The organism is Pseudophaeobacter sp. 1A16562 (genome assembly GCF_041008785.1).
Taxonomy (GTDB): domain Bacteria; phylum Pseudomonadota; class Alphaproteobacteria; order Rhodobacterales; family Rhodobacteraceae; genus Phycobacter; species Phycobacter gallaeciensis_A.
On sequence record NZ_JAXGFT010000001.1, the window covers coordinates 130,778 to 157,324 of the forward strand.

General features: G+C 61.8%; 25 protein-coding genes. 17 read left to right on the forward strand and 8 right to left on the reverse strand.

Annotated features, from left to right (window positions below; translation table 11 throughout):
- Positions 1–236 precede the first annotated feature (236 nt).
- The 13 genes from SM764_RS00610 (at position 237) to SM764_RS00670 (ending at position 12,340) form a co-directional block, all read left to right on the forward strand.
- On the forward strand, positions 237–434 hold the full coding sequence (locus SM764_RS00610) for a hypothetical protein (protein ID WP_368947176.1): 198 nt from the start codon (positions 237–239) through the stop codon (positions 432–434).
- Between the two features lie 95 nt (positions 435–529).
- Positions 530–706 carry a hypothetical protein gene (locus SM764_RS00615; RefSeq protein ID WP_274837647.1) on the forward strand — a complete coding sequence of 59 codons (177 nt, stop codon included), beginning with the start codon at positions 530–532 and terminating at the stop codon, positions 704–706.
- A 110-nt stretch (positions 707–816) separates the two neighbouring features.
- The gene (gene cpaB / locus SM764_RS00620; protein WP_065272692.1) at positions 817–1,677 is read left to right on the forward strand and encodes a Flp pilus assembly protein CpaB; all 861 of its coding nucleotides are present in this window, start codon (positions 817–819) and stop codon (positions 1,675–1,677) included.
- Between the two features lie 238 nt (positions 1,678–1,915).
- Complete coding sequence (locus tag SM764_RS00625; RefSeq protein ID WP_369000753.1) at positions 1,916–3,322, forward strand: type II and III secretion system protein family protein; 1,407 nt, start codon at positions 1,916–1,918, stop codon at positions 3,320–3,322.
- Positions 3,323–3,342: 20 nt separating this feature from the next.
- A complete protein-coding gene (locus SM764_RS00630) occupies positions 3,343–3,972 on the forward strand; it encodes an OmpA family protein (protein ID WP_274834500.1) in 630 nt (209 codons plus the stop codon).
- 147 nt (positions 3,973–4,119) lie between these two features.
- The gene (locus SM764_RS00635; protein ID WP_369000754.1) at positions 4,120–5,358 is read left to right on the forward strand and encodes a CpaE/TadZ family protein; all 1,239 of its coding nucleotides are present in this window, start codon (positions 4,120–4,122) and stop codon (positions 5,356–5,358) included.
- 26 nt (positions 5,359–5,384) lie between these two features.
- The gene (locus SM764_RS00640) at positions 5,385–6,845 is read left to right on the forward strand and encodes a TadA family conjugal transfer-associated ATPase (RefSeq protein ID WP_274827745.1); all 1,461 of its coding nucleotides are present in this window, start codon (positions 5,385–5,387) and stop codon (positions 6,843–6,845) included.
- Positions 6,845–7,813, forward strand: a complete 969-nt coding sequence (locus SM764_RS00645) for a type II secretion system F family protein (protein WP_368998637.1) — start codon at positions 6,845–6,847, stop codon at positions 7,811–7,813. The genes SM764_RS00640 and SM764_RS00645 overlap by 1 nt, the downstream gene beginning before the upstream one ends.
- A gap of 10 nt (positions 7,814–7,823) precedes the next feature.
- Positions 7,824–8,804: a type II secretion system F family protein gene (locus tag SM764_RS00650; RefSeq protein ID WP_065272687.1), complete on the forward strand. Its 981-nt coding sequence runs from the start codon at positions 7,824–7,826 to the stop codon at positions 8,802–8,804.
- Between the two features lie 2 nt (positions 8,805–8,806).
- On the forward strand, positions 8,807–9,421 hold the full coding sequence (locus SM764_RS00655; protein WP_369000755.1) for a tetratricopeptide repeat protein: 615 nt from the start codon (positions 8,807–8,809) through the stop codon (positions 9,419–9,421).
- A gap of 41 nt (positions 9,422–9,462) precedes the next feature.
- Positions 9,463–10,314: a tetratricopeptide repeat protein gene (locus SM764_RS00660; protein ID WP_065272686.1), complete on the forward strand. Its 852-nt coding sequence runs from the start codon at positions 9,463–9,465 to the stop codon at positions 10,312–10,314.
- Positions 10,315–10,317: 3 nt separating this feature from the next.
- The gene (locus SM764_RS00665) at positions 10,318–10,839 is read left to right on the forward strand and encodes a prepilin peptidase (protein ID WP_368947180.1); all 522 of its coding nucleotides are present in this window, start codon (positions 10,318–10,320) and stop codon (positions 10,837–10,839) included.
- Positions 10,840–11,032: 193 nt separating this feature from the next.
- The gene (locus SM764_RS00670) at positions 11,033–12,340 is read left to right on the forward strand and encodes a DUF8689 domain-containing protein (protein WP_274867038.1); all 1,308 of its coding nucleotides are present in this window, start codon (positions 11,033–11,035) and stop codon (positions 12,338–12,340) included.
- Positions 12,341–12,398: 58 nt separating this feature from the next.
- On the opposite strand, the gene SM764_RS00675 is transcribed toward SM764_RS00670, so the two are convergent.
- Positions 12,399–13,919 (reverse strand): MFS transporter, encoded by a 1,521-nt coding sequence (locus SM764_RS00675; RefSeq protein WP_065273727.1) that lies wholly within the window; start codon positions 13,917–13,919, stop codon positions 12,399–12,401.
- A 131-nt stretch (positions 13,920–14,050) separates the two neighbouring features.
- Here SM764_RS00675 and SM764_RS00680 point away from each other — a divergent pair, with 131 nt between their 5' ends.
- The 4 genes from SM764_RS00680 to SM764_RS00695 all read left to right on the forward strand — a co-directional run bounded on the left by SM764_RS00680 (position 14,051) and on the right by SM764_RS00695 (position 18,322).
- On the forward strand, positions 14,051–14,707 hold the full coding sequence (locus SM764_RS00680; RefSeq protein WP_369000756.1) for a MarR family winged helix-turn-helix transcriptional regulator: 657 nt from the start codon (positions 14,051–14,053) through the stop codon (positions 14,705–14,707).
- A 33-nt stretch (positions 14,708–14,740) separates the two neighbouring features.
- Positions 14,741–17,167: a ligase-associated DNA damage response DEXH box helicase gene (locus SM764_RS00685; RefSeq protein WP_369000757.1), complete on the forward strand. Its 2,427-nt coding sequence runs from the start codon at positions 14,741–14,743 to the stop codon at positions 17,165–17,167.
- 26 nt (positions 17,168–17,193) lie between these two features.
- Positions 17,194–17,850: a ligase-associated DNA damage response endonuclease PdeM gene (pdeM, locus tag SM764_RS00690; RefSeq protein ID WP_369000916.1), complete on the forward strand. Its 657-nt coding sequence runs from the start codon at positions 17,194–17,196 to the stop codon at positions 17,848–17,850.
- A 61-nt stretch (positions 17,851–17,911) separates the two neighbouring features.
- On the forward strand, positions 17,912–18,322 hold the full coding sequence (locus SM764_RS00695; RefSeq protein ID WP_065272682.1) for a PaaI family thioesterase: 411 nt from the start codon (positions 17,912–17,914) through the stop codon (positions 18,320–18,322).
- Between the two features lie 90 nt (positions 18,323–18,412).
- On the opposite strand, the gene folD is transcribed toward SM764_RS00695, so the two are convergent.
- The 7 genes from folD to ybgF form a co-directional block, all read right to left on the reverse strand.
- The gene (gene folD / locus SM764_RS00700; protein ID WP_274827737.1) at positions 18,413–19,315 is read right to left on the reverse strand and encodes a bifunctional methylenetetrahydrofolate dehydrogenase/methenyltetrahydrofolate cyclohydrolase FolD; all 903 of its coding nucleotides are present in this window, start codon (positions 19,313–19,315) and stop codon (positions 18,413–18,415) included.
- Positions 19,316–19,361: 46 nt separating this feature from the next.
- Positions 19,362–19,667: a chorismate mutase gene (locus SM764_RS00705; RefSeq protein WP_065272680.1), complete on the reverse strand. Its 306-nt coding sequence runs from the start codon at positions 19,665–19,667 to the stop codon at positions 19,362–19,364.
- Positions 19,668–19,730: 63 nt separating this feature from the next.
- Positions 19,731–21,407 (reverse strand): formate--tetrahydrofolate ligase, encoded by a 1,677-nt coding sequence (locus SM764_RS00710; protein ID WP_065273725.1) that lies wholly within the window; start codon positions 21,405–21,407, stop codon positions 19,731–19,733.
- A 187-nt stretch (positions 21,408–21,594) separates the two neighbouring features.
- A complete protein-coding gene (locus SM764_RS00715) occupies positions 21,595–22,170 on the reverse strand; it encodes an MOSC domain-containing protein (protein ID WP_274831310.1) in 576 nt (191 codons plus the stop codon).
- 292 nt (positions 22,171–22,462) lie between these two features.
- On the reverse strand, positions 22,463–24,376 hold the full coding sequence (gene ftsH, locus SM764_RS00720) for an ATP-dependent zinc metalloprotease FtsH (RefSeq protein ID WP_369000758.1): 1,914 nt from the start codon (positions 24,374–24,376) through the stop codon (positions 22,463–22,465).
- Positions 24,377–24,451: 75 nt separating this feature from the next.
- Complete coding sequence (tilS, locus tag SM764_RS00725; RefSeq protein WP_369000759.1) at positions 24,452–25,705, reverse strand: tRNA lysidine(34) synthetase TilS; 1,254 nt, start codon at positions 25,703–25,705, stop codon at positions 24,452–24,454.
- Positions 25,702–26,547, reverse strand: coding sequence for a tol-pal system protein YbgF (gene ybgF / locus SM764_RS00730; protein WP_116560313.1), 846 nt, complete (start codon positions 26,545–26,547; stop codon positions 25,702–25,704). The genes tilS and ybgF overlap by 4 nt, the downstream gene beginning before the upstream one ends.

A 26,547-nucleotide genomic window follows, 5' to 3' on the forward strand; every position in this document is an offset into this window, starting at 1 on the left:
CCACGCAGGTTTACACCTCATAAAGACTTAAATTCTTTAATTTCAGAGCTTTGCTAAATTTCTTTAAAAATCATTAAATTTTGACTGCCTTTCCGGTTTTCGGCCCAAATGCTGCCACGCTCACCCGGCTATATGTATTCATCCAAGCCGGACAGGGTCGGTGAGAGAGAGAGACAGACCCACACAACGGACGGCGGGATAGTGCAAATTCAGTGATCCTTTGGAGGGACATAACCATGATCAAGTTCATCAAAAACTTCCGTAAAGACGACTCTGGCGCCGTGACCGTTGACTGGGTTGTTCTGACCGCAGCCGTTGCCGCCCTGGCAGGCGCTGTCTACACGGCAATCGAAACCGGTTCGGGCAACCTGACCACCGCAACCAGCACCTTCCTGACCGATAAAGGCACCACCGTTGGCACCGCAGGCCAGTAATTAGTCTTAGGACAATATTACGGAACAGTTTTGGGCCGCGCCTTTGCCACAAGGGCGCGGCCTTTTTCCCAGACGCTAAGCGGGAGCGGGACATCATGAAAAAGATCTGGTCTTTTCTAGCCCGAGACGAGGGTGCAGTGACTGTCGACTGGGTCGTTCTGACCGCAGCAATCATTGGTCTGACTGTGCTGATTTCCTCTGCAATGGAAGATGGTGCAATGGGACTGGCCAATGCGCTGATGGCCTATATGTCCAACTGGACGTTCGGCTGAACAAGGCACTCCCGATGGCTCTGACCGGCTGCCTCGCGCAGTAGATTTCAGAATCAAGCCCCCGACTCCACCATGTGGACGCCGGAAGATAACAAATGAGAGGTACCACAATGCGTGCGGTTTTCGGACTCGTGCTGATTGTCGGTGTCGCCCTGGCCGGTGGCGCCGTTATGATGGCGAAGAACTACATCTCGGCCTATCAGAACGAACTGGCCCGCGAGCGGGCAAACCGGGCCGAAGTCGTCCCGGTCACAGATGTATACGTTGCAGACAAGGCGCTGAAATATGGCGAACGGCTGAGCGAGGATGCCGTCCGTAAGGTACGCTGGCCGGAAAATGCCGTTCCGGAAGGTGCATTTACCAGCCTTGAGGCGCTGTTTCCTCCCGAACGCGCCGATGAGCCGCGCGTCGTGTTGCGCACCATGGAAAAGGGCGAACCGCTGCTTGCGGTCAAGGTCACCGCGCCGGGCGAAGATGCAGGTATTACCTCGCGCCTCGCCCGCGGCATGCGTGCCTTTGCCATCAAGGTTGATGTGGCATCCGGTGTGTCCGGCTTCCTGCGCCCCAGTGACCGCGTCGATGTCTACTGGACCGGCACCGTGCGGGGCACCAATTCCAATGTCCAAGGGGAAGTCACCCGGCTGATCGAAACCAACGTCGAGTTGATCGCCGTCGATCAGAGCGCAGGCGGAGACATCAGCGGCGCGGTGATCGCCCGCACCGTCACCGTGGCCGCCCGGCCCGAGCAGGTCGCCGCCCTCGCCCAGGCCCAAAGCACCGGCAAACTGTCCCTCGCCCTTGTTGGCGCTCAGGACGATACCGTGGCTGCGCTTGTCGAAGTGGACCAGCGCAAACTGCTGGGGCTCAGCGCGGTGGAAGCACCGGTTATCGCCAAGGAAGAGCGGGTCTGCACCATCCGTACCCGCCGCGGCGCCGAGGTGGTCGAGATCCCGATCCCCTGCTCCGACTGAAGCACAAGTCGGCACAAGATGCAGTAAAACCAAATAGTCCCAAGACCTTGGACCACACGCCAGTCACCCAGAATGGGCGGCTGGCGTGTTCTTTTGTTGCCCCGACCCCACACAGCCGCGCTGCCACAGCCGCCCGTTTTCCTTTGATTCTTGCAATAATTCGGGAACTGCCGCACAGTGACCTGAAATATCGGGCAAAAAGACCCGGAGTTGAGGCGTGATCGGAAAGGCAGGTCACATGGCATTTCGTAGGTTTGTAGCGGCAGCCCTGACCGGGCTATCGTTGGTGTGTATGGCCGTCCCGGACGGGGCTTTGGCCAATGGATTGCGCGTGGTGAAGAAAGGGACTTCGGCATCGCTGAATGTGCCTATGAACCGCGCCGTCGTGGTCGAAAGCGACGAACCCTTTGCCGAACTGAGCATCGCCAATCCCAGCATCGCCGACATCTCTTCTCTTTCCGACCGCACGATCTATGTGCTTGGCAAATCGCCCGGCTTGACCACTCTGACGCTGCTGGATGCCTCGGGGCGGCTGATCACCAATGTGGATGTGCGCGTCGCCGCCGACGTGACCGAGTTCAAGGAACGCCTGCGCCAGATCCTGCCCGGCGAGAAGATCGAAGTGCGCACTGCCAATGACGGCATTGTGCTCTCCGGCACCGCCTCCAGCTCGGCCCGCCTGCAGCGGGCGCTGGATCTTGCCGAACGCTATGCCCCCGACCGCGTCAGCAACCTGATGTCCGTCGGCGGCGTACAACAGGTCATGCTGAAAGTCCGTTTTGCCGAAATGCAGCGTTCCGTCTCCAAGTCGCTCAGCTCTTCGCTGGGGATCAACGGCGGCAGCAGCTTTGGCGTCAACGGTGGCACCAACACCTTGAACAACCAGCCCGGCCTGACCAATTCGCTGACCGGCAACATTCCCGCCGCCAATAGCAATACCGGCGCCGTCTTGTTTGGCTTTAACGCCGGGTCGGTTCAGGTCGGGCTGCTGCTTGAGGCGCTGGAACAGAAGGGGGTCGTGCGCACCCTGGCCGAACCCAACCTTTCCGCCCTGTCCGGACAAGAGGCAAAATTCCTGGCCGGCGGTGAATATCCGGTTCCGGTGGCCCAGCAAGATGGGCTGATCACCGTCGAATTCAAACCCTTCGGGATCGAGTTGAACTTCATTCCCCGCGTGGTGGATGAGGACATCGTGAACCTGGAACTGAAGGCCGCCGTCTCGGCCATCGACCCGACCAATTCGCTGGAGCTGAACGGGCTGTCGATCAACGCGTTTTCACGCCGCGAAACCTCGACCACGGTTGAGATGCGTGATGGCGAAAGCTTTGCCATCGCCGGGCTTATCAAGGACGAATTCCTTGATAACTCGTCACAATTGCCCTGGCTTGGGGATGTACCGGTGCTCGGCGCCCTGTTCCGCAGCGCCGATTATCAACGCGCCCAGACCGAACTGGTCATCATCGTCAGCGCCCATCTGGTCACCCCGACCCGTGGCGAGGCTCTGACGCTTCCGACCGACCGCATCAAGCCGCCGAGCGAAGCGGACCTGTTCCTGTTCGGCCGCACCGCACGCAGCAGCTCCGGCCCCGCCAGTGAAGTGGCGAAACAGGACTTCAACGGCTCTTATGGCTATGTAATGGACTGACCACAGGAAAGATGGGGCCGATGATCAAGAAATCCGCTGTTCTGGCACTGCTTCTTGCCACTTCCGCCTGCGCAACGCGGGAAGCGGGCAAACCGCTGTCAGGTGACCTGTTTGGCCAATCCAATGCCAATAATACTGCCGTGATGAGCGGCGAGCGCGATTTCGCAATCCAGCTCGCGGGCCGGTTCGCCGAGGAAGTTCCGACCACCATCAACTTCGAATTCGACAGCGCCCAGCTTGACGGTGCCGCCCGCGCGACGCTGGACCAGCAGGCACACTGGATCAAACAGTTCCCCGAGGTCCGCTTCCGCGTTTACGGCCATACCGATGCCGTCGGCAGCAGCAGCTATAACAAACGCCTTGGTCGGCGCCGCGCACAGGCCGCCGTTAACTACCTGGTTTCACGCGGGATTAGCCGGGCCCGGCTGGAGGCAATGGTATCCTATGGCGAGACCCAGCCGCTCATCGTCACGCAGGACCGTGAACGGCGCAACCGCCGCACCGTGACCGAGGTCAGCGGCTTCCTGAAACGACATCCCACGGTGCTGGATGGCAAGTATGCGCAGATCATCTACCGCGAGTATGTTGCCAGTGCCGTTCCCGCCTCGACGCTGACGGCTGAGCAATCGCTGCAGAGCAATCTGGAATAAAATTCCGACTCAAAACCCCTTAACTTTTCCCTACAATTGGGGCTTTTTCGTCCAATTGTGGTCAAGATCTTAACGGACATTCTCTACAAGAGGTGAGGTGCGCCCCGCTCCGGGGCCCGGCTTCTTTTGACTATGAGGATGTTGGCGATGAGCAGCGGACTGCCGCAAACTGATACACCTGCAATTGTTGCCTGTACGATCAGTCGCGATGTTCAGAATTTCGACCTCTTGATCGAAGACATGGAGGCAGCTCTGGGTGAAGCCTGGGGCGATCTCGGGTTTTCCGAGGCGCTGGCGTTCTTCGCCCAGCCCGAGGCAGAAACCCTGCAATTCGTTGCCATGGCGATGGATGCCCAGGACGAGGATGATCTGACCCTGATGGGGGAAATCATCGCACAGGCCCATGCCAAGGAGATCAAGGTCATCCTCATCGCCGAAGACGTGACCCCGGCAGCGCTGCATTCGCTGCTGCGCCAGGGCGCCGATGAATTCATCCCCTACCCCTTGCCGGAACAGGAATTGCAGGCGGCCATCGACCGGCTCAGCGCCGAGGACAAGCCGCCGGAACCCGACACCAATCCGCACCAGCTGAAAAGCGGCAGTCGACGCGAAGGGGCCTTGATCGCCTGCCACGGCCTGGCCGGTGGCACCGGATCGACCACGCTGGCGGTGAACCTCGCCTGGGAGCTGGCCGAGCTGAGCAAGAGCAAGGAACCACGCGTCTGCCTGTTGGATTTCGACATGCAATACGGTTCGGTTTCCACCTATCTTGACCTGCCCCGCCGCGAAGTCGTGATGGAAATGCTGAGCGAAACCGAAAGCCTGGACGAAGAGGTGTTTGGACAAGCGCTGCTCCCCTTCCAGGATAAGCTTCAGGTGCTGACCGCCCCGTCGGACATGATTCCGCTGGAAATCATCACCCCTGAGGACGTGGAACGGGTGATCGAAATGGCGCGCAGCCATTTTGATTTCGTGGTGGTAGATCTGCCACATACGCTGGTGCAATGGTCCGAAACCATGCTGCACATGGCCCATGTCTATTTCGCGATGATCGAGCTTGATATGCGCTCGGCCCAGAACACCCTGCGGCTGAAACGGGCGCTGCAATCCGAAGGCTTGCCGTTTGACAAGCTGCGCTTTGCGCTGAACCGGGCGCCGAAATTCACCGACCTCAGCGGCAAGAGCCGCGTCAAACGCATGGCAGACAGTCTCGGGATCTCGATTGAACTCTTGCTACCGGACGGCGGCAAACCTGTACTGCAAAGCTGCGACCACGGTCTGCCGCTGGCGCTGTCCAATCCAAAGAATCCACTGCGCAAGGAAATCGCGAAGCTCGCGCAATCCCTGCACGAGCTGGGCCAGGCGGAAGCCGACGCAGCCGCTTAGGCTGCGGCAAAACCGGGGGATAGAAGTTGTTTTCGAAATACAAAAAACCAGCCGCCAAGAAACGTCCGGCACCGGTTCAGGCGTCTGCTGCGCCTGTCGCAGCTGCCCCGGCGGCCGCCGAAGCTGCGCCCAAAGCGGCCGCCTCCCTACGTCGGCCCATGACGCGCGCCAAGGCCGAAGCGCCGCAGGCGGACAGGGACCGCAAGCGCAAAGAACGGCTGGGCGAAATCAAGGTGCAGCTGCACCGTGAACTTCTGGAAAACCTGAACCTCGCAGCCCTTGAAAAAGCCAGCGAAAAGGAATTGCGCACCGAAATCTCGCAGATCGCCGGCGAAATCCTTGAAGAAAAGGGTATCGCCCTCAACCGCGAAGATCGCATGACGCTCAACAAGGAGCTGTATGACGAAGTCACCGGTCTGGGGCCGCTGGAAACCCTGCTTCAGGACGAAACCGTCAGTGATATCCTGGTCAATGGGCCGCAGCAGATCTTTGTCGAGCGCGAAGGCAAGCTGCAACTGTCGGATGTGACCTTCAAAGATGAAAAGCACCTGATGCGGATCATCGACAAGATCGTCTCGGCCGTAGGTCGGCGGGTCGATGAATCCAACCCTTATGTGGACGCCCGCCTTGCCGATGGCTCCCGTTTCAATGCCATGGTCCCGCCAGTTGCGGTTGACGGATCGCTGGTTTCGATCCGGAAATTCAAAAAAGACAAGCTCGGCATCGACGATCTGGTGAACTTCGGCGCCTTTACCGAGGAAATGGCCGCCTATCTTCAAGCTGCTGTGTCGACCCGGCTGAACGTGATCGTCTCGGGCGGTACCGGTTCGGGCAAGACCACCACGCTCAACGCGCTGTCCAGCTTTATCGACGATTCGGAACGCATCCTCACCATTGAGGATACCGCCGAACTCCAGCTGCAGCAGACCCACGTGGGCCGCATGGAGAGCCGCCCGCCAAACGTCGAAGGCAAAGGCGAAGTTTCCCCGCGCGACTGTTTGAAAAACGCCCTTCGGATGCGCCCGGACCGGATTATCGTCGGCGAAACGCGCGGTGAAGAGGTCATCGACATGCTGCAGGCGATGAACACCGGCCACGACGGATCGATGACCACGATCCACGCCAACTCGGCCCGCGATGGGATTTCGCGGCTTGAGAACATGATCGCCATGGCCGGGATTGAAATGCCGATCAAGGCGGTGCGCAGCCAGATCGCCAGCGCGGTGAACGTGATCGTTCAGGCCTCACGCCTGCAGGATGGTTCGCGCCGGATGACCTCGATCACCGAAATCACCGGCATGGAAGGTGATGTGATTTCCATGCAGGAGATCTTCCGCTTCCAACGCGTCGGGCTGACCCCGGAAAACAAGATCATCGGCCATTTCACCGGCACCGGCGTACGCAGCCACTATTCCGAACGCTTCCGTTTGTGGGGCTATGACCTGCCGCCGTCGATCTATGAGCCCACGCGGATGGAGGTGATCTGATGCAAATCCCTATCGAACCGCTGATCTATGGACTGATTTTTGTCGGCGTCATCGTGCTGGTCGAAGGCATCTATCTGGTCGTCTTTGGCAAGTCCATCCGGCTCAACAGCCGGGTCAGCCGTCGTCTGGAAATGATGGAGAAGGGCAATACCCGCGAACAGGTACTGGAACAGCTGCGTAAAGAGCTGAAACAGCACGGCAAATCTCAAACCATCCCACTTTATTCTTTGCTGGCGGAACGGGCTCAGAAGGCAGCGATCGCCTTTACCCCCAAGCAGTTAATCATGATCATGGGGCTGGTTGCGATCATCGCCTTTATCGGGCTCAGCGTGGGCACCGCTGCACCGTTCCCCGTGCGCATTTTGGGCTCCATCGTGATCGGCGTCGGCGGCGTCTTCTTCTGGGTCAACAAGAAGGCCACCAAGCGTATGACGATGATCGAGGAACAGCTGCCCGACGCGGTCGAACTGATGGTGCGTTCGCTGCGGGTCGGCCATCCTTTCACCTCGGCCATTCAGATCGTCTCGAACGAAATCGAAGACCCACTTGCCTCAGAGTTCGGAATGATTGCCGATGAAGCCGCCTATGGCCGCGACGTGGGTGAATCGCTGAAAGAAATGGCCGAACGGCTGGACATGCAAGACATGCGTTTCTTGGCAGTCGCCGTTACCATCCAGCAGCAATCGGGCGGCAACCTGGCCGAGGTTCTGGCCGGGCTGGCCAAAGTGATCCGCGCCCGCTTCCGCCTGTTCCGCAAGGTGAAGGCGATTACCGCCGAAGCGCAATGGTCGGGCAAGTTCCTCTCTGCCTTCCCGCTTCTGGCACTGGGGGGCATTCTTCTAAAGGATCCGAACTATTACGACAATGTTCTGGATCACCCGTGGTTCATACCTGCCTGTTTCCTTGTCGGGATCATGCTGACCGTGAACCTGTTCGTGATGAAAATGCTGACCAATATCGAGGTCTGAGGAGCGCGCAATGTCCATTCTGTCCGACATCAACGGCTTTCTGACCGATCAGTTCGGCGCCTTCGGTCCGCTGCTGGCGCTGGGTCTTCTGGGTCTGTTCATGATCCTGCTGGCGATCCCGCTGATCCTCAATCAGCCTGAGGATCCGCTGAAGAAGCTGCAAAAGAACATGGCCCCGGAAACGCAGGCAAAACCGCAAAAAGAACGCCTGCGCCAGGCCAACCGCAACGAACAGCTGCAGAAATTCGCCTCCTTCCTGGAGCCGCAGAACGCCGAGGAACTTTCGGCGATGGAACTGAAGCTGCGTCAGGCCGGCTATGCCTCAAAGGACTCAGTGCGCCTGTTCCATTTTGCCCAGTTTGCCCTGGGTCTTCTGGGGCTTGGCGCGGGGCTGTTCTATGTCTTCGTGCTGAAGGCCGGCACTGAATTTGACAGCCAGCAGTTGGCACTGCGCATCATCGGCCCCGGCGGCGCGGGCTATATGCTGCCCAAATACTGGGTCACCCGCCGTATCGAAGAGCGCAAGAAACAGATCACCCAAGGCTTTCCCGATGCGCTCGACATGATGCTGGTCTGCGTGGAGGCAGGTCAGTCGCTGGACCAGTCCATCGTGCGCGTCGCCAAGGAACTGCACGCCTCTTACCCGGCGTTGGCCGAGGAGTTCGAAGTGGTGGCCTATGAGATGAAAGCGGGCAAGGAACGGGAAAAGGTGCTGCGCGACATGGGCACCCGCTGCGGGGTTCAGGATGTTTCGTCCTTCACCACCGTGATGATCCAGTCGCAGGCCTTCGGCACCTCGATCGCCGATGCGCTGCGGGTCTATGCCGACGAAATGCGGGACAAACGCGTGATGCGTGCCGAAGAGGCTGCAAACAAGTTGCCAGTGAAAATGACTCTTGCCACAATGGGCCTCACGGTGCCGCCGCTGCTGATCATTCTGGTTGGACCTTCGGTGCAGGGCATCCTGAATATGGGCAACATGGGTAACTGATCATGACCAATTCGCGGAGGGCAGTGCCCCACCGCCTATACGTTTCTGAAACCGCCATCCATGCCGCCGCGCTGATGGCGGTGTTTGCTGTTGGGGCCTGCGATACGCAGATTATGCATCAGGATCCCGCCAGCCCCTGGGCACCCGGCGTGGATACCCGCAAACAGGCCGAGGACGGGCTGGTGGTCGGCCACCGGCTGATGGATGCCGGAGAGTACGAGCTGGCCCTTGATGCCTTTACCCGCGCCGGGTTGGAGCACGGGCTGACCGCCGAGGTGCTGTCCAGCATGGGATCGGCCAATCTGGGACTTGGCCGTCTGGGTCAGGCAGAAACCCTGCTGCGACGCGCAACAAAGGCCGCGCCAGACTGGCCCGAGGCCCTGAACAACCTTGGCGTCGTCCTTATGGAGCGCGGAAAAACTCCGGAAGCCACACAAATTCTGCGCCGTGCCTATGCGCTGGATAATGGCGAAAGTGACGCAATCCGGGATAATTTGCGCCGGGCTCTCGAAAATCTTGAAAATTCCGCGCATAGTGATCCGCAAAACGAAAGTCGAAACGACTACACTTTGATGCGGCAAGGCGGCGGCAGCTACCGGATTGGCAAGGTGCCCTGACTCCAAGACCGCAAAGGCAGAGCAGCAAAAGGACGCATAAAATGCGCCAGTCAATTCTTGTGACACCATGCCTGATCGGCGCACTGGCCCTGTCGGCCTGCGTAAAACCCGATGGCAAGGAAACCGTCGAACGGGCGTTTCAGGACGTGAACGTCGTCGATGAACACAACCTCAACGATGTGATGCTGACCGTGGCGGACCCGAATGAGGCGGTGAGCTACTTCCAGAAATCGCTGAAATCCGCTCCGGACCGGATCGATTTCCAGCGCGGGCTGGCCACTTCGATGATCCGCGCCAAACGCAATACCGAGGCCGCAAGCGCCTGGAAAAAAGTCGCGGCCCACCCCGAGGCGACCGTGGAAGACAAGGTCTCGCTGGCAGACGCCCTGATCCGCACCGGCGATTGGAAAGGAGCAAAGGCCGCGCTGGATTCAGTGCCACCAACACATGAAACCTATCGCCGGTATCGGCTTGAGGCGATGGTGGCGGATGCCAACAAGGAATGGAAACGCGCCGACAGTTTCTATGAAATCGCCACTGGCCTCACCACGCAGCCAGCCAAGGTGATGAACAACTGGGGCTATTCAAAACTCTCACGCGGCAGCTATGCCCAGGCCGAGCGCCTGTTCAGCGACGCCATCCGGCAGGATCCCTCGTTGTTCACCGCCAAGAACAACCTGGTTCTGGCCCGCGGTGCCCAGCGCAATTACACCCTGCCGGTGATCCCGCTCGATCAGACAGAGCGCGCCCAACTGCTGCACACGTTGGCGCTGTCGGCGGTGAAGCAGGGCGACGTCAAGACCGGTGAGAACCTGCTGCGCGAAGCCATCGCTACCCACCCCCAGCATTTTGAGGCCGCAGCCCGTTCGCTGGCAGCCCTCGAAAACGGCTGATCCATGGTCCATCTGGCCATCCCGGCCCAGGCCGCGCTGTGGTTCCTGCCCTTCGTGCTGCCGCTGTGCTATGCGGCAGCGCTGACGGATCTGCGCGGCATGCGCATTCCCAACTGGATCAATGACACGCTGGGTGCAGTCTATGTGGTGGTTGGGCTTTTCGTGATGCCGTCCTGGGCCGATTATGGCTGGCAACTGCTGCATCTTCCCGTCGGGATCGGCCTTGGCTTTCTGTTCTATTCGGCCGGCATGATCGGCGCCGGGGATGCCAAATTCGCCGGGGCTGCCGCGCCGCTGGTGGCGCTCGCTGATCTGCCTGCGGTGATGATGATCTTTTCCGCCAATCTCCTTGCGGGCTTTGTCACCCATAGGCTGGTGAAATACACACCGCTGCGCAGGCTCGCGCCCGACTGGCGCAGCTGGAACGTCGGCAGCAAGTTTCCCATGGGCCTGTGCCTTGGCGGCACATTGGCCATCTACCTGATCCTTGGCACCCTGTTTGGCAGCCTGCCTGCAGCCGCCTGATACCAAAGCTGAGACCTCCTGTCGGTCACTAAAATCCAGCTCAAATTGCAACGCCTTTCCCGGAAATGCACCAGCATTGCCGTTGTCTTGCCACAGTGGTGAATAGACTGTGAGGTCAGCAACGCAGCTCTTGTCCCCTGCCCCGCCAGGCAGAGGCGTAGCAGGGGCACAGGATGAACAGACAGGCCGTGACATGAACATGCAGACCAGCGCCGTGGTGGCGCCGCCCGCGCCCAAGGGGCTTGCCCAGATGCAGCTGCCCATCGTGATGATGCGCGATATCCTTCTGAAAACCATGTTCCGCAAGAACGCGGATATGGTCAGCGATATCGCCGCCGCGCTGTGCCTGCCGATCCCGGTAACGCAGGAACTGGTCGACATGGCCCGCGAACAGAAACTGCTGGAGGCGACCGGCACGCTCAACGCCAACAGTGGTAATGAAATGGGCTATCAGCTGACCGATGCGGGGCGCGCGCGCGCGCTCGATGCGCTCAGCCAGTCCGAATACTACGGTGCCATGCCTGTGCCGCTGGATGTCTACCGCGAACAGGTCGAACGCCAGTCGATCCGCAACATCATGGTCACCCGGCAGCAGCTGACCGATGCGATGGGGCACCTGATCCTGCCCGACAGCCTGCTGGACCACCTCGGCCCTGCCGTCAGCGCTGGCCGGTCGATCCTGATGTATGGCCCACCCGGCAACGGGAAATCCTCGATCTCGAACGGGATCCGCGATGCCCTGGGCGATTGTGTCTACGTGCCGCGCGCCATCGAATACGCCGGTCAGGTTATCACTGTCTATGACCCCATCGTGCACACCGCGGCCCCCGAAGAAGCCGAAGACCCCAATGCCCTGCGCCGCCCGCGCCGGTTCGACACGCGCTATGTGAAATGCGAACGGCCCACCGTGGTCACAGGCGGCGAATTGTCCCTGTCGATGCTGGATCTGGTCTACAACCCGACCGCGCGCACCTACCAGGCGCCGCTGCAATTGAAATCTACTGGCGGCATCTTCATCGTCGACGACCTTGGCCGTCAGGCAGAGCCGCCACAGGCCCTGGTCAACCGCTGGATCGTGCCACTGGAAGAGGGGCGCGACATCCTGGCGCTGCAATCGGGCGAAAAGTTCGAAGTGCCCTTCGACACGCTGGTGATCTTTTCCACCAACTTTCACCCGAACGAGATCTTTGACCAGGCGGCGCTGCGACGGATCTTCTTCAAGATCAAGATCGACGGTCCGGATCAGGAAAACTTTCTCAAAATCTTTGCGCTGGTGGCCCGCAAGAAAGGGATGCGCCTGGACGAGGCCACGTTGGTGCATCTCCTGAAGACGAAATACCCCACCATCGACAACGTATACGCCAACTACCAGCCGGTGTTCCTGATCGACCAGATGATGGCGATCTGCGATTTCGAAGGCATCCCCTACGAGATGAGCCCCGATCTGATCGACCGGGCCTGGGCGAACATGTTTGTCAAGGACGAGGAAATCGTGAAGTAAGGCGCGGCAAACAGCACGCCCCGGATCAGGCTCTGTACGGCCTGCCTTTTGGCGGCATCTAATCCGCTTCTGCCGTCCGGCTCATGCTGCGCTCCTCCAGCGGGATTTCCGCCAGGAACAGCGACATCAGGCAGGCAAGGCAAGCCAGCACCGTTGCTGCCCAGAACACCGGGTGCAGCGCCTCGGCGATGCCGGTCACCACCGCCTCGCGCAGGCCCGGCTCCATCGCCATGATGGCATCCTTGCTGAGGCTGCGCGGGTTCATACCGCCAAGGGCGCCGCCCAGTTCCCGCGTCAGACCGGCGGCAAACACCGCGCCAAAGACCGCCGTGCCGACAGAGCCGCCGATCATCCGGAACATATTGGCGCTGGCGGTGCCGACGCCGACCATGGTCAGCGGCACCGCGTTCTGGATCGAAGTGACGCCAACCGCCATCACCGGCCCGATCCCCAGCCCGGTCAACACCATCGACACCGCGATCCACCATTCGGGTGTGCTGGTGCCCATCTGCGCAAGGGAGGCCATCGCCCCGGCCAGGATCAGCGTGGATACGGTGGGCATCCACCGATACCGCCCGGTCCGCACCATGATCCGCCCCGAGATGGAGGAACCAAGGATGATCCCGACCATCATCGGAAAGGTGAACATGCCCGACAGCGCCGGCGACATGCCCCGCACCACCTGCATGAAAAAGGGCACAAACACGATGGTACCGAACATCGCCGAACCGACGATCAGCCCAACTGCGTTGGACACCAGGAAATTGTTGATCCGGAACAGGCGCAGCGGCAGGATCGGCTCCTTGGCGCGGCTTTCGATCATCACAAAGACGGCCAGCGCCGCCAGTGTCGCGATCAACAGCCCCTGCATCTCTGCGCTGCTCCAGGGCAGGGTAGAGCCGCCAAGGCTCGCTGAGATCACCGCCAGTGAAAGCAGCAGCGACAGGCTCAACCCGCCGGCATAGTCAATCGACGGTCGCCGCCCGGTCGGCACCGTGGCCAGCGAACGGGCCAACACCACAAAAGCCGCCAACCCCAGCGGCAAGTTCAGCAGGAACAGCCACTCCCACGCGAAATGCTGCACGATAAAGCCACCCGCCAGCGGGCCGACCACGGTTGAGGCAGCAAAGACGCTGCCCAACATCCCCTGATAGCGCCCCCGCTCGCGGGCGGGGACAGCATCGGCGACAGTGGCCATAGAGACGACGATCAGCCCGCCGCCGCCAACGCCCTGTACAAACCGCCCCGCCACCAGCACCCAGAGGTTCGGCGCCAGCGCGCAGATAAGTGAGCCAACAAGAAACACCACGATGCCGCCCTGCATCACCGGCTTGCGCCCGAACAGGTCGCCCAGCTTGCCACAGACCGGCGCCCCGACGGTCGCCGCCATCAGATAGGCGGTAATGACCCAGGTGATCTGCGACAATCCGCCCAGCTCGCTCAGAATCGTGGGCAGCGCCGTCGTCACCACCGTCTGACCCAGCGAGGCAATGAACAAGACAGAGGCCACCGCGCCGATCATCAGCTTCAGCTCTCTGTCGTCCAGGGCTCCGGGGGTGCTTGGGATCGGTCCGCTCACGTGATAATCCTTGCTCTGGCTTGATTTGAAAGGGGGCCGCTCCGCAGTTGCATTGCGTTCGGCCCTGAAACAGGTCATCTGATAATAGCACATGTATGACGATGTCATTTACATGTCAACAGCATGTAATTTTGTCAGCCCCCCGGGCCGACGACCTCCTGGAGGATGGAACCATAGCCGGGCGCAACACCGAACTGACGAATTTCCTGGAACAGGCCGGGATTGACAGCCGCACCAGCACGGCAGCGCTGGAGATTGACGACGTGCTGCAACAGTGGCGGCGCCGGGTGAACAAGCGCGAGCTTGGCTCGGCGGCGCTGGCGGCCTTTGGGCTGGCCGAGGAGGTCGATCTGGCCCAGCTTGACGTGATGATGGCGATCTGGGCCCCGGCGAGCACCTTTGGCAGCGACGATGCCGAGGAAGAGGTCATGGTCTCTACCATCGCCACCCGGCTGCGCATCGACCCCTCGCGGGCCTCACGCCTGACCAGCGACCTGATCGCCCGGGGCCTTGCACGCCGGACCGTCAGTCAGCGCGACGCCCGCCGCACGCTGGTTGAACTGACGGAACGCGGCACCGCCATCATCGAGGCCGTGCGCCAGTTCAAGTTCCTTGTTCTCGGAGAATTCCTCTCAGGCTGGAGCGAAGAGGAACTCGCCCTATTTGTCCCCCTGTTCGAACGGTTCGTCACCTGGACCGAAGAAGCCGGGGATATTGGTAACAACCGGTTCCCGGAGGAAATCAAAGCCATCAGCGCGCGGCTGGCGCAGGTCCCCGGCGCCTCCTGACGCCCTGCCCACGCCGCCCCAAACGGAACCTTTATGGATAGCACCGCCGCCTTGCCGCCCCGGATCCTGGACTGGTTCAGCGCCCGGGGCTGGACCATCCATCCGCATCAGCAGGACATGCTGGACCGTGCCACCGATCCCGCCACGCTGCTGATCGCCCCCACCGGCGGCGGCAAGACGATGGCCGGTTTCCTACCGACGCTGGCCGAGCTGGCGGACGGCAGCCACGAAGGTCTGCACACGCTCTATGTCTCACCACTCAAGGCGCTGGCGGCGGATATCAAACGCAACCTGCGCACGCCGGTTGAGGAAATGGGACTGCCGATCCGGATTGACGACCGCACCGGCGACACCCCGCAATCGCGCCGCAAACGCCAGCGCGCCGACCCGCCGCATATCCTGCTGACCACCCCCGAAAGCCTGGCGCTGATGGTGTCCTACGAGGATGCCGCCCGCACCTTTGGCGGGCTGCGGCGCATCGTCATCGACGAAATCCACGCCCTTGCCGAAAGCAAACGCGGTGATCAGCTGATGCTGGCGCTGGCGCGGCTGCAAAGCCTCTGCCCGGATCTGCGCCGGGTGGGCCTTTCGGCCACGGTGGATGATCCCGCCGCCATCGCCCGCTATCTGGCGCGCCATCCGGACCCCTGCGATATCGTGCTGGCTGATCCCGGCCCCGCCCCCGATATCGCCATGTTGCACACGAGTGAGGCACCGCCCTGGGCCGGGGGCGGCGCGGCCCATGCGATCCCTGCCGTGCTGGAACAGATCCACGCCCATCAGACCACGCTGATCTTTCACAACACCCGGGCACAGGCGGAAATCTTCTTTCACAACCTGTGGCTTGCCAATGAAGACGCGCTGCCCATCGCCATTCATCACGGCTCGCTTGACCGGGCGCAGCGCGAGCGGGTCGAGGCCGCGATGGTCGCCGGAGAGCTGCGCGCCGTGGTCTGTACCGGCTCGCTGGATCTGGGCATCGACTGGGGTAACGTGGATCTGGTGATCCAGATCGGCGCCCCGAAGAACGTCAAACGGCTGGTGCAGCGCATCGGGCGCGCCAATCACCGCTACAACGCCCCGTCCAAGGCGCTACTGGTGCCTGCCAACCGGTTTGAGGTGATCGAATGCCACGCCGCGCTGGAGGCGGTGCAGGCAGGCAGGCTTGATGGCGATCCACGCCCACCGGGACCGCGCGACGTGCTGTGCCAGCATATCCTGATCACCGCCTGCGCGGGACCGTTTGATGCCGATGCGCTTTATGCCGAGGTCATCAGCACAGGCGCCTATGCTGCCCTCAGCCGCGCGGAATTCGATGCCTGTCTCGATTTCTGCGCCACCGGCGGTTACGCCCTGCGCGCCTATGACCAATGGCAGCGCCTGCTGCAGCGCCCGGACGGCCTGTGGCAGCTGCGCGATCCGCGCGCGGCGGCCCGCATCCGCATGAATATCGGCACCATTCAGGACGCCGACCTTCTGAAGGTGCGCATGAAACAAAGCCGCGGCGGCAAGGCGCTGGGCGAGATCGAAGAGGCCTTTGCCGCCACACTGACCCCCGGCGATACCTTCCTGATCGGTGGCCAGATCGTGCGCTATGAATCCTTGCGCGAAATGACAGTGGAGGTCAGCCGCGACCGGGGCCGCAAGCCGAAGATCGCCGTGTTCTCGGGCACCAAATTCGCCACCTCCACCCAATTGAGCAAGGGCATTCTGGACCTTCTGGCGCGCGGCGACTGGCCCGATCTGCCCGCCCACACCGCCGACTGGCTTGACCTGCAGCGCCAGGTGTCCGAATTGCCCCGCGCCGGGCAGATGCTGATCGAAAGCTTTCCGCATCAGGGCCGGGAACATACCTGTCTCTATGGCTTTGCCGGGCGCAACGCTCAGCAGACGCTGGGGCTGCTGGTGACCAAACGGATGGAGGAGCTGGGCCTTGATCCGCTGGGCTTTGTCGCCACAGATTACGCCACGCTGATCTGGGGCCTTGCGGAGCTGACCGACCCCGCGCCGTTGCTGGAGGCCGAGGCCCTGCGCGACGGGCTGGAGCGGTGGCTGGCGGAAAACGCGGTGATGAAACGCGCCTTTCGCGGCGCGGCCACCATCGCCGGGCTGATCGAACGCAACAGCCCCGGCGCCCGCAAATCCGGGCGGCAGGCGACGTTTTCATCCGATATCCTCTATGACACGCTGCGCAAATACGATCCCGATCACCTGCTGCTGGATATCACCCGCGACGAAGCGCTAAGCGGGTTGGTGGATTTTGCCCGTATCGAGGAAATGGCCGACCGCATCCGGGGCCGCGTGACCCTGCGACGACTTGAGCGGATCAGCCCGCTGGCCGCGCCCTTACTGTTGGAAATGGGAAAGGTGCCAGTTCAGGGCGCGGGAGCACAGAAACTGCTGGAGCGCGAAGCCGAAGAACTGATGCGCACCTCGGGCCTCGCGGAGCTGGATTCATGAACGATCCGGCAGGATTTCAGGGCGCCTTGGTCGGCTATGATTTCACACTGGCAGGCGCACGGCTCACCGCGCTTGGCAGTGGCGCGCTCTGGTGGGCAGAGCGGCGGCTGCTTTGTGTCTCGGACCTGCATATGGGCAAATCCGAGCGCCACCTGCGGCGCGGCGGTGCGCCCCTGCCCCCTTATGAGACCCGCGATACACTGGCGCGGCTGACAGCGCAGATCCGGCAACTCCAGCCCGAAACCGTGCTCTGCCTTGGCGACAGTTTCGACGATCTGGCCGCCGCCGAGGCCCTGCCACCGGAAGACATGCAGGACCTGCGCAGCCTGATCGCCGCACAGGACTGGATCTGGGTGGAGGGCAACCACGATCCGGGCCCTGCGGGATTTGGCGGTCGCTCCTGCACCGAGATGCGCCTTGGCCCGCTCACCTTTCGCCATATTGCCGAGGGTGACGCCGAAGCCGGAGAGGTCTCGGGCCATTACCACCCCAAGGCGCGGCTACGCCGGGGCAGTGCCCGCCCCGCCTTTCTGCTGGATCGCACCCGACTGATCCTGCCCGCCTTTGGTACCTATACCGGTGGGCTGCGCAGCAGTGATCCTGCCCTTGCGGGACTGATGGCTCCAGAAGCGATTGCGATCCTGACCGGACCAAAACCCCTGCCCTGCCCAATGCCTCGCTAGGCTGGCCCCGCTAACGCAACGTCTTGTTCCCACCGGTCGCTGCAGGCCGTATGATCGCGGCATGAGCACAGATCGCATATCAGACAGTTTCGCCCGCCAAAGCATGATGCAAACCCTTGGCGCCACGCTGGATTCCGTGTCGCCAGGCAAGGTGGTGGTCTCCGCCCCCATCCTGCCCAGCAGCCTGCAACAGCATGGCGTCGCCCACGCGGCGTTGACCTTTGCCATCGGCGATACCGCAGCAGGATACGCGGCGCTGTCCCTGATGCCCGAGGATCAGGAAGTGATGACCGCAGAAATTAAGATCAACCTGCTGGCGCCCGGCGCTGGGGATCGCCTGCGGGCCACCGGCACCGTGGTGAAACCCGGGCGGCGGCTGGTCGTGGCTACCTGCGAAGTCCATGCCATCACCGGTGAGGAAGAAAAGCTGGTGGCGATCCTGCAAGGCACCATGGTGCCGGTCGCCAAGTAAAATCCTGCCCCACCAGAGACCAAACAGCAAAACACCCGCCGAAACAGTCCGGCGGGTGCAGCTGACAAAAGCGTCAGAGTATCAAAGCAATCAGGCGGTCAGACCTTCCGGCTCTGCCAGACCGTTGGCCCGGCAGCAGGCGGTGACCGTGTTGGCCAACAAGCAGGCGATGGTCATCGGACCGACACCGCCAGGCACCGGGGTGATGGCACCGGCGCGGGCCGCGGCGCTTTCGAAATGCACGTCACCGACAAGGCGGGTCTTGCCTTCGCCCTTTTCGGGGGCGTCGATGCGGTTGATACCAACGTCGATCACAGTAGCGCCTTCCTTGATCCAGTCGCCGGGCACCATTTCCGGGCGCCCGACGGCGGCCACCACAATATCGGCGCGGCGCACCACATCGGGCAGATCCTTGGTGCGGCTGTGCGCGATGGTCACGGTGCAGCTGTCACCCAGCAGCAGCTGCGCCATCGGTTTGCCCACGATATTGGAGCGGCCGATCACCACCGCGTCCATGCCCGACAGGCTGCCGTGATAATCACGCAGCATCATCAGACAGCCCAGCGGCGTGCAGGGCACCATGGATTTCTGGCCGGTGCCCAGAAGGCCGACGTTGGAGATATGGAAGCCGTCCACGTCCTTGGCCGGGTCGATGGCGTTGATCACCAGATCCTCGTCCAGGTGACCGGGCAGCGGCAGCTGCACCAGAATACCATGCACGGCAGGATCATTGTTCAGCTGGTCGATCAGCGCCAGCAGGTCGGCTTCGGACGTATCCGCTTCCAGCTTGTGCTCGTAGGAGTTCATGCCGACCTCAACGGTCTGCTTGCCCTTGGAACGGACATAGACCTGGCTCGCCGGATCCTCGCCCACCAGCACAACCGCCAGACCGGGGGTGATGCCGTGCTCTTCCTTCAGGCGCGCCACATGTTCGCCGACCTGACCACGGACTTTGGCCGCAAAGGCCTTGCCGTCAATGATATTTGCTGCCATCGCTTCGTTCCTTCTCAGGGCTGCAAGACCAGATGCGGCCTCGCGCTCATGTCTCGGGGATCTCTCGCGCCTCGCGCGAAATCGACCAATCCACCATATCGCGCCAGATACCTTCGACCAGAGCAGGATCGAGCCCCTCAGCCTCGGCGGTGCGGCAGGCGTTGACCACAACCTCCTCAACACGGGCCGGGATCCGTGCGGGCCAGCCATTCACCTGCTTCAGCTCTACCGCCCGGTCGATATAATCCGCCCGCGCCCGCAGCATCCTGACCAGTGCCACATCGAGCGCATCAATCGCGGCGCGCAACTCTCCCATATCTGCACAGTCCTGCGGTGGTTTCGGATTGGTCATCGTCACAAAAACTCCTACGGCCCGGGAATAGGTCCCCGGGCCGCAGATTGCGCAATTTGCGCCTTAGAACAAGCCTTCGATCTGCCCTTCGGCATTCAGATGGATGTTTTCCGCCGCAGGGGTGCGGGGCAGGCCCGGCATGGTCATGATCTCACCGCAGACAACCACGACAAACCCGGCGCCCGCGGAGAGGCGGACCTCACGCACCGGGACCGAGTGGCCGGTGGGCGCGCCGCGCAGGTTGGGATCGGTCGAGAAGCTGTACTGGGTCTTCGCCATGCAGACCGGCAGGTTGCCATAACCCTGATCTTCCCAGAGTTTCAGCTGATCGCGGATCTTCTTGTCGGCCAGCACTTCGTCGGCGCGGTAGATGCCCTTGGCGATACGCTCGATCTTCTCAAAAAGGGTCAGCTCATCGTTGTAGAGCGGTGCGAACTGGCTGACGCCGCTGTCGGCGATTTCCGCCACGCGGCGGGCCAGATCGGCAGAGCCTTCCGAGCCCAGTTCCCAGTGACGCGACAGGATCGCTTCGGAGCCCTGGGTTTCCACGTAGTCCTTGACCGCCTGGATTTCCGCATCGGTGTCGGTGACAAAGTGGTTGATCGCGACGACAACCGGCACACCAAAGGATTTCAGGTTGCCGATGTGACGGCCGAGGTTGGCGCAGCCTTCCATCACCGCTTCGACGTTTTCGGCGCCAAGATCTGCCTTGGCCACGCCGCCGTTCATCTTCATCGCGCGCACAGTGGCCACCAGCACAACGCAGTCGGGTGCGATACCGGCCTTGCGGCACTTGATGTTCATGAACTTCTCGGCGCCGAGGTCCGCACCAAATCCTGCTTCGGTCACCACGTAATCAGCAACTTTCATCGCGGTCTTTGTCGCGATGACAGAGTTACAGCCGTGCGCGATGTTGGCGAAGGGACCGCCATGAACAAAGGCCGGGTTGTTTTCCAGCGTCTGCACCAGGTTCGGCTGCATTGCGTCCTTCAGCAGCACCGCCATGGCGCCTTCTGCCTTGATATCACGGCAATAAACCGGGCTGCGGTCGCGGCGGTAGGCCACGATCATGTCGCCCAGACGCTTTTCCAGATCCTGCAGGTCGTTGGCCAGGCACAGGATCGCCATCACTTCGGAGGCCACGGTGATGTCGAAACCACCTTCGCGCGGGAAACCGTTGGCAACACCGCCGAGCGACACGTTGATCTGGCGCAGGGCGCGGTCGTTCATGTCGACAACGCGGCGCCACTGGACGCGGCGGATGTCGATTTCCTGCTCGTTGCCCCAGTAGATGTGGTTGTCGATCATCGCGCTCAGCAGCGAGTGTGCCGAGGTGATCGCGTGGAAGTCACCGGTGAAGTGGAGGTTCATGTCCTCCATCGGCACGACCTGCGCGTAGCCACCACCAGCGGCGCCGCCCTTCATACCGAAGTTCGGACCAAGCGAGGCTTCGCGGATGCAGACCATGGCGTTCTTGCCGATCTTGTTCAGACCATCGCCCAGCCCCACGGTGGTGGTGGTTTTGCCTTCGCCCGCCGGGGTTGGGTTGATCGCGGTCACCAGGATCAGCTTGCCATCAGGTTTATCCTGCACCGAGTTGATGAAGGACTGGCTCACCTTGGCCTTGTCGTGGCCGTAGGGCAGCAGATCGTCATGCGACATGCCCAGCTTGCTGCCGATGTCCTGAATGGGGAGCTTCTTCGCTTCGCGCGCGATTTCGATGTCACTCTTGTAGCTCATGGCCTGGTTCCTGACCTGTTTCTGTCCGTTGACCGGCTCGCGGGCCGGAGTTGACCAAGACTTAGCCAGACTGCGGCAAATGGCGCGCGTGATTTCCGACATTATCGTGTCTTGAAGCGGCGTAGGGCGAATTCGATCGGAACTTCGAGTGTCGGAAAGGAACGCATTGTTCCTTTCGGGCGCGGCTTCAGGGCGCCCAGGCGCGCTGATCCGGCACAAAAACCGTCAGAGCATCCCCGATTGAGAGCCGACCCGGACGTTCTACCCAGGCGGTGATTCCCCGTCGGTTTTTCGCCGCAGGTTTGAATTTCGCGCCGTAACCGCCATGATCCTTTTCGATCTCGCGCCCCGGCAGCACGCAGGGGCGGTTCTCCATATCCACGGTCAGGGTGGTGCCATCCGGCCCCTGCAGCCGGGAACTGGGCGGGATGAAGGTGAAATCGGGAATACCGCGCAGCACCAGGCTGGCACCCAGCCAGGCCGGGTCGATCTGCTCCAGCCCCATATCCGCGGCAATCAGGGCCAGCTCTTCCTCAGAGAGAATGGTCAGCTGGCGCACGTTGCGGATTTCGGTGCCGGTGGGATAGAGGTTCTTCACCCGCACGCAGGAGGAACGCAAACTGCCCTCGTGACGCTCCCCCGCAATGCCGTCAAAGCCGAGGTCCAGCGTCTGCTGTGGAATCGCTGCAAGCCCCTCTCCTGCCGGAACCTGTCCCATCCAGACAATCTCTCCGGTGAATTCGGTTTCGCGCAAGACTGGCATGTGAGGACTCCCCTGTACTTCATCCGCTTTGCACTACCGCTTTCGCAGGGCACAGCGCTTTTGCCGAACCATACACGCTAAGCCCCGAACCGCCAGAGAGAACCATGGGTTTCATCGAGGGAGGCGGTCGGATCGCAACGCGATCCGATCCGGGCGCTGGGGCGCCGGGCAGCACAGCTGTCCGGCACCCCAGCGCCACCCCCAACCCAACCGGCCCGGTCCAACCGAATGCCCACTACTGCAAAGAAAAAGACCCGGTCAAAGACCGGGCCTTTCACATTCAGGAAGCGCCTCAGGAGGACGGTTCCGGCTCCATGCCGCCCTCGGGCGGAGTTTTCTTCGGCTTGGCCTTGGGCACTGCGGTGACCGAGGCACTTCCCTGATCGGTGTCGTCGCCTTCATCCTCTCCAGAATGCGGCGGCTCGCCACCCATGACGCGCTTGATCTCATCGCCGGTCAGGGTTTCGTACTCGAGCAGACCTTGCGCCAGACGTTCCCATTCGTCGTGATGATCGGTCAGGATCTTGAAGGCGCGGTCATAGCCCATCTGGATGAACTCGCGTACCTCTTCCTCGATCAGCTCCTTGGTATGGGCGGAAACCGAGAAGCCGGTGGTGTTGCCACTGTAACCTTCGTGCGCCTCGGCATAATCGATATTGCCGACCTTTTCCGACATACCCCAGCGCATCACCATGGCGCGGGCCAGCTGGCTGGCCTGCTGGATATCGCCGGCCGGGCCGTTCGAAACGTGGCCTTCACCGTATTTGATGATTTCGGCGGCCTTACCGGCCATGGTCATCGCCAGCTTCTGCTCGCACTCATCCTTGTGCCAGTTGAGCCGGTCCATCTCGGGCAGGCTGACAACCATGCCCAGGGCACCGCCGCGCGGAATGATCGTCGCCTTATAGACCGGATCACACTCGGGCAGCTTCAGGCCGACAACAGCGTGGCCCGCCTCGTGATAGGCGGTCTTTTCCTTCTGATCCGCCGTCAGCACCATCGAGCGACGCTCGGCGCCCATCATCACCTTGTCCTTGGCGTTCTCAAAGTCTTCCATGGTGACAAAGCGGCGGCCGACGCGAGCAGCCATCAGCGCAGCCTCGTTCACCAGGTTCGCCAGATCCGCACCAGAGAAGCCCGGGGTGCCGCGCGCGATGATACGCATATCCACGTCGGGGCCCAGCGAGGTCTTGCGTGCGTGCACGCCGAGGATCTTTTCGCGGCCCTTGATGTCGGGGTTACCGACGGTGACGTTCCGGTCAAAGCGGCCCGGACGCAGCAGCGCGGGGTCAAGAACGTCCTTACGGTTGGTCGCCGCCAAGATGATCACGCCTTCGTTGGCTTCAAAACCGTCCATCTCGACCAGCAGCTGGTTCAGCGTCTGTTCGCGCTCGTCGTTACCGCCGCCATAGCCGGCGCCACGATGGCGGCCCACGGCGTCGATCTCGTCGATGAACACGATGCAAGGTGCGTTTTTCTTGGCCTGTTCGAACATGTCGCGCACACGGGATGCACCCACACCAACGAACATTTCAACAAAGTCCGAACCGGAGATGGTGAAGAAGGGCACGCCAGCCTCACCCGCGATGGCGCGGGCCAGCAGCGTCTTACCGGTACCCGGAGGGCCTACCAGCAGCGCACCTTTGGGGATCTTGCCACCAAGACGCGAGAATTTCTGCGGGTTGCGCAGGAATTCCACGATTTCTTCCAGCTCTTCCTTGGCTTCATCGATACCGGCAACATCGTCAAAGGTGACGCGGCCATGTTTCTCGGTCAGCATCTTCGCCTTGGACTTGCCAAAGCCCATGGCGCCGCCTTTGCCTCCGCCCTGCATCCGGTTCATGAAATAGACCCAGACACCGATAAGCAGCAGGAAGGGCAGCAATGTGATCAGGAACGACTGGAAACCCGACTGCTGCTGTTTCTCAGCCCGCACCGGGATGTTGTTCGCGATCAGCATCGAGGTGACTTCCGCGTCCCCCGGCTTGATGGTGACATAGCTCTGGCCATCGGATGTGGTGAAACGAACCTGCTCCCCGTCAAGGGTGACGGTGCTGACCTGCCCGCCTTCGACGGCGGCGACAAAGTCGGAATAGGTGCGCTCACGGCTCTGCATGGTGCTGCCCGACCCGCTGAACAAATTGAACAGCGCGAGGATCAGCAGAAACAGAACGACCCAGAAGGCGATATTGCGTGCATTACCCAAGGAAAATCTCCCAATATTCGAGGCGACGCGTAGATCGCCCACGTTGCGCTTAAAATAGGGAACATTCGGTCAGGTTCAATGCGATAAAAAGGATGCAAAGAACTCTTCTTCGCTGCAGGTCAGCTCTGCCGTACATCCCGGCGCCGGTCTCACCAGCGGTGCGGCAACCAGATCGGCCCCGCGCCACAAAGCAGGGGTGACCTCCAGCACTGGTCCCGGCAGACCGGTTTCCCGCCAATCCGGACAGAGCTGAAGCCCCTCTACCCCGAGGGCACGCACCTTGCAATCATCTGATTTTACGCGACTAATTTCCCAGCGCCCATCCCAGACCTGCCCAACTTCCGCAATCTGGCCACGTACGGCCTGCGCTTCGCGGCAGATCCAGACACGGCCCCGGCGGCACAGGATGCGCCCACCAGCAAGGGTAGCCGAACCGCCGGTACGGGCGGTTTCCAGCGCTGCCATCATCGGCGCGCGCCGCGGCGGATAGGTGCCGCCAGAAACCCATTGCAGCGCCGCCCCCAGCAACCGGTGGGCAATTTCATCCGGTAGACCCGCAAAATACGCTCGCTCTACCGCCACAGCGCCCGCCTTAAACGAAAATCCCTCCTGCGCCGCCGATAGTGCATAGTGATCAAGCGTTTGCCGCGCCTGTTGCATATTTTTTGCAACAAGCGACAGCGCCTCGACGCTCAGCCCCAGTTCTTCCAGCATCGGCAGGGCCTGGCGCAACCGCACCCGGTCGAATCGCCTGTCCTCATTTGACGGATCGTCGACCCAAGGCACGCCTTCGGCGCGCAGGTAATCTCGCAGATCCGCCCGGCGCAATGACAAGAGCGGACGCAGCAGCGTCAGATCCTCAAGCTGCCGCACGGCGGACATTGCTGACAATCCATCCACGCCAGAGGCCCGCGTCAGCCGCATCAGCACGGTTTCCGCCTGATCGTCTGCCGTATGACCCAGCGCCAGTGCGGCAATGCCTTGGCTGCGCGCCCAATCCCGCAGCAGACCATAGCGCGCCTGCCGGGCCTGATCCTGCAGGTTGCCCGCGCCGGGTCCCTCGGCCCAGTGCAAAATATCGTGTGAAAGTCCAAGGCCCGTGGCCAGCGCCGCAACCCCTTCAGCCTCGGCGGCCGAGGCTGCGCGCAATCCGTGGTCCACCGTGACCGCGTAGAGTTGCACCCCTTCGGGAGTCAAAGCGCGGTGTAGGATGTGAAGAAGCGCAACCGAGTCGCTCCCCCCGGAAACAGCAACCCCCAGCCGGTCTGGCAGGGGGTGTGGAATCTGGGCGCGAACGCCTGCAATGATATCCGCTGCGTCTTGCGTCAAGAACAGCCCAGCGTGGCCATCTCCGCCTCGGCACGGGCCACCGTATCATTGCCGGGGAACCGTGCGTTGACTTCAGAGAGGGTGATGCAGGCCTGATCGCGCTGGCCCAACCGGCCAAGAGCGGCACCCAGCTCGAACAACGCCTCGGGCGCCATCGGGCCAACCGCATCGCCGGTAAAGGACGCCAGATAGGCCCGCGCCGCCTCGCGCGTGTCGCCCAGACCATCCATCGCCTTGCCGCGATGGAAATCGGCCTTTGCCGCCAACGGGCTACCCGGATAAGCGGCATTGAAGGCCGCGAATTTCTCGGCGGCGTCCTGATAGCTGCCTTCGTCCAGCGCCTGCTTGGCGGCATCGAAATCGGCGCGCTCGCCCACCGCCAACTCGCTGGCATCACCCGGCACAGGAACCGGCACAGAAGTCTCGATGCTTGCCGCCTCGGTGTCCCCGCCCAGCGTCGAGGTTTCACCCAGAGCACTGATGTCGCCGCCTTCCAGTTCGACCAGACGGAACTCCAGATCGCCAATGCGGTTGGTGCCATCGGCAACGATCCGGTTGATGCGGTATTCCAGCTGTTCGGTCTGGGCGGTCAGGCGCTGCAGCTCGGTTTCGATCGCCTCGACCCGGTCCAGCACGGAGCTGCCTGCCAGATTGGTGGCAGGCGCGCCGGTGGTGGACAATTCGCGCGTCAGACGCTGGATCTCCACGTGCAAGACGGTCAGCTCCTGCCGGATATCGGCAAGGGTCTGCTGGTCCTGCGCTGCTGCGGGCAGCGGCCCGAACAGCGCTGCAACGGCGGCCGAGGCAATCAGGGCGGCGCGGATCCGGCGGGGCAGCTGCAT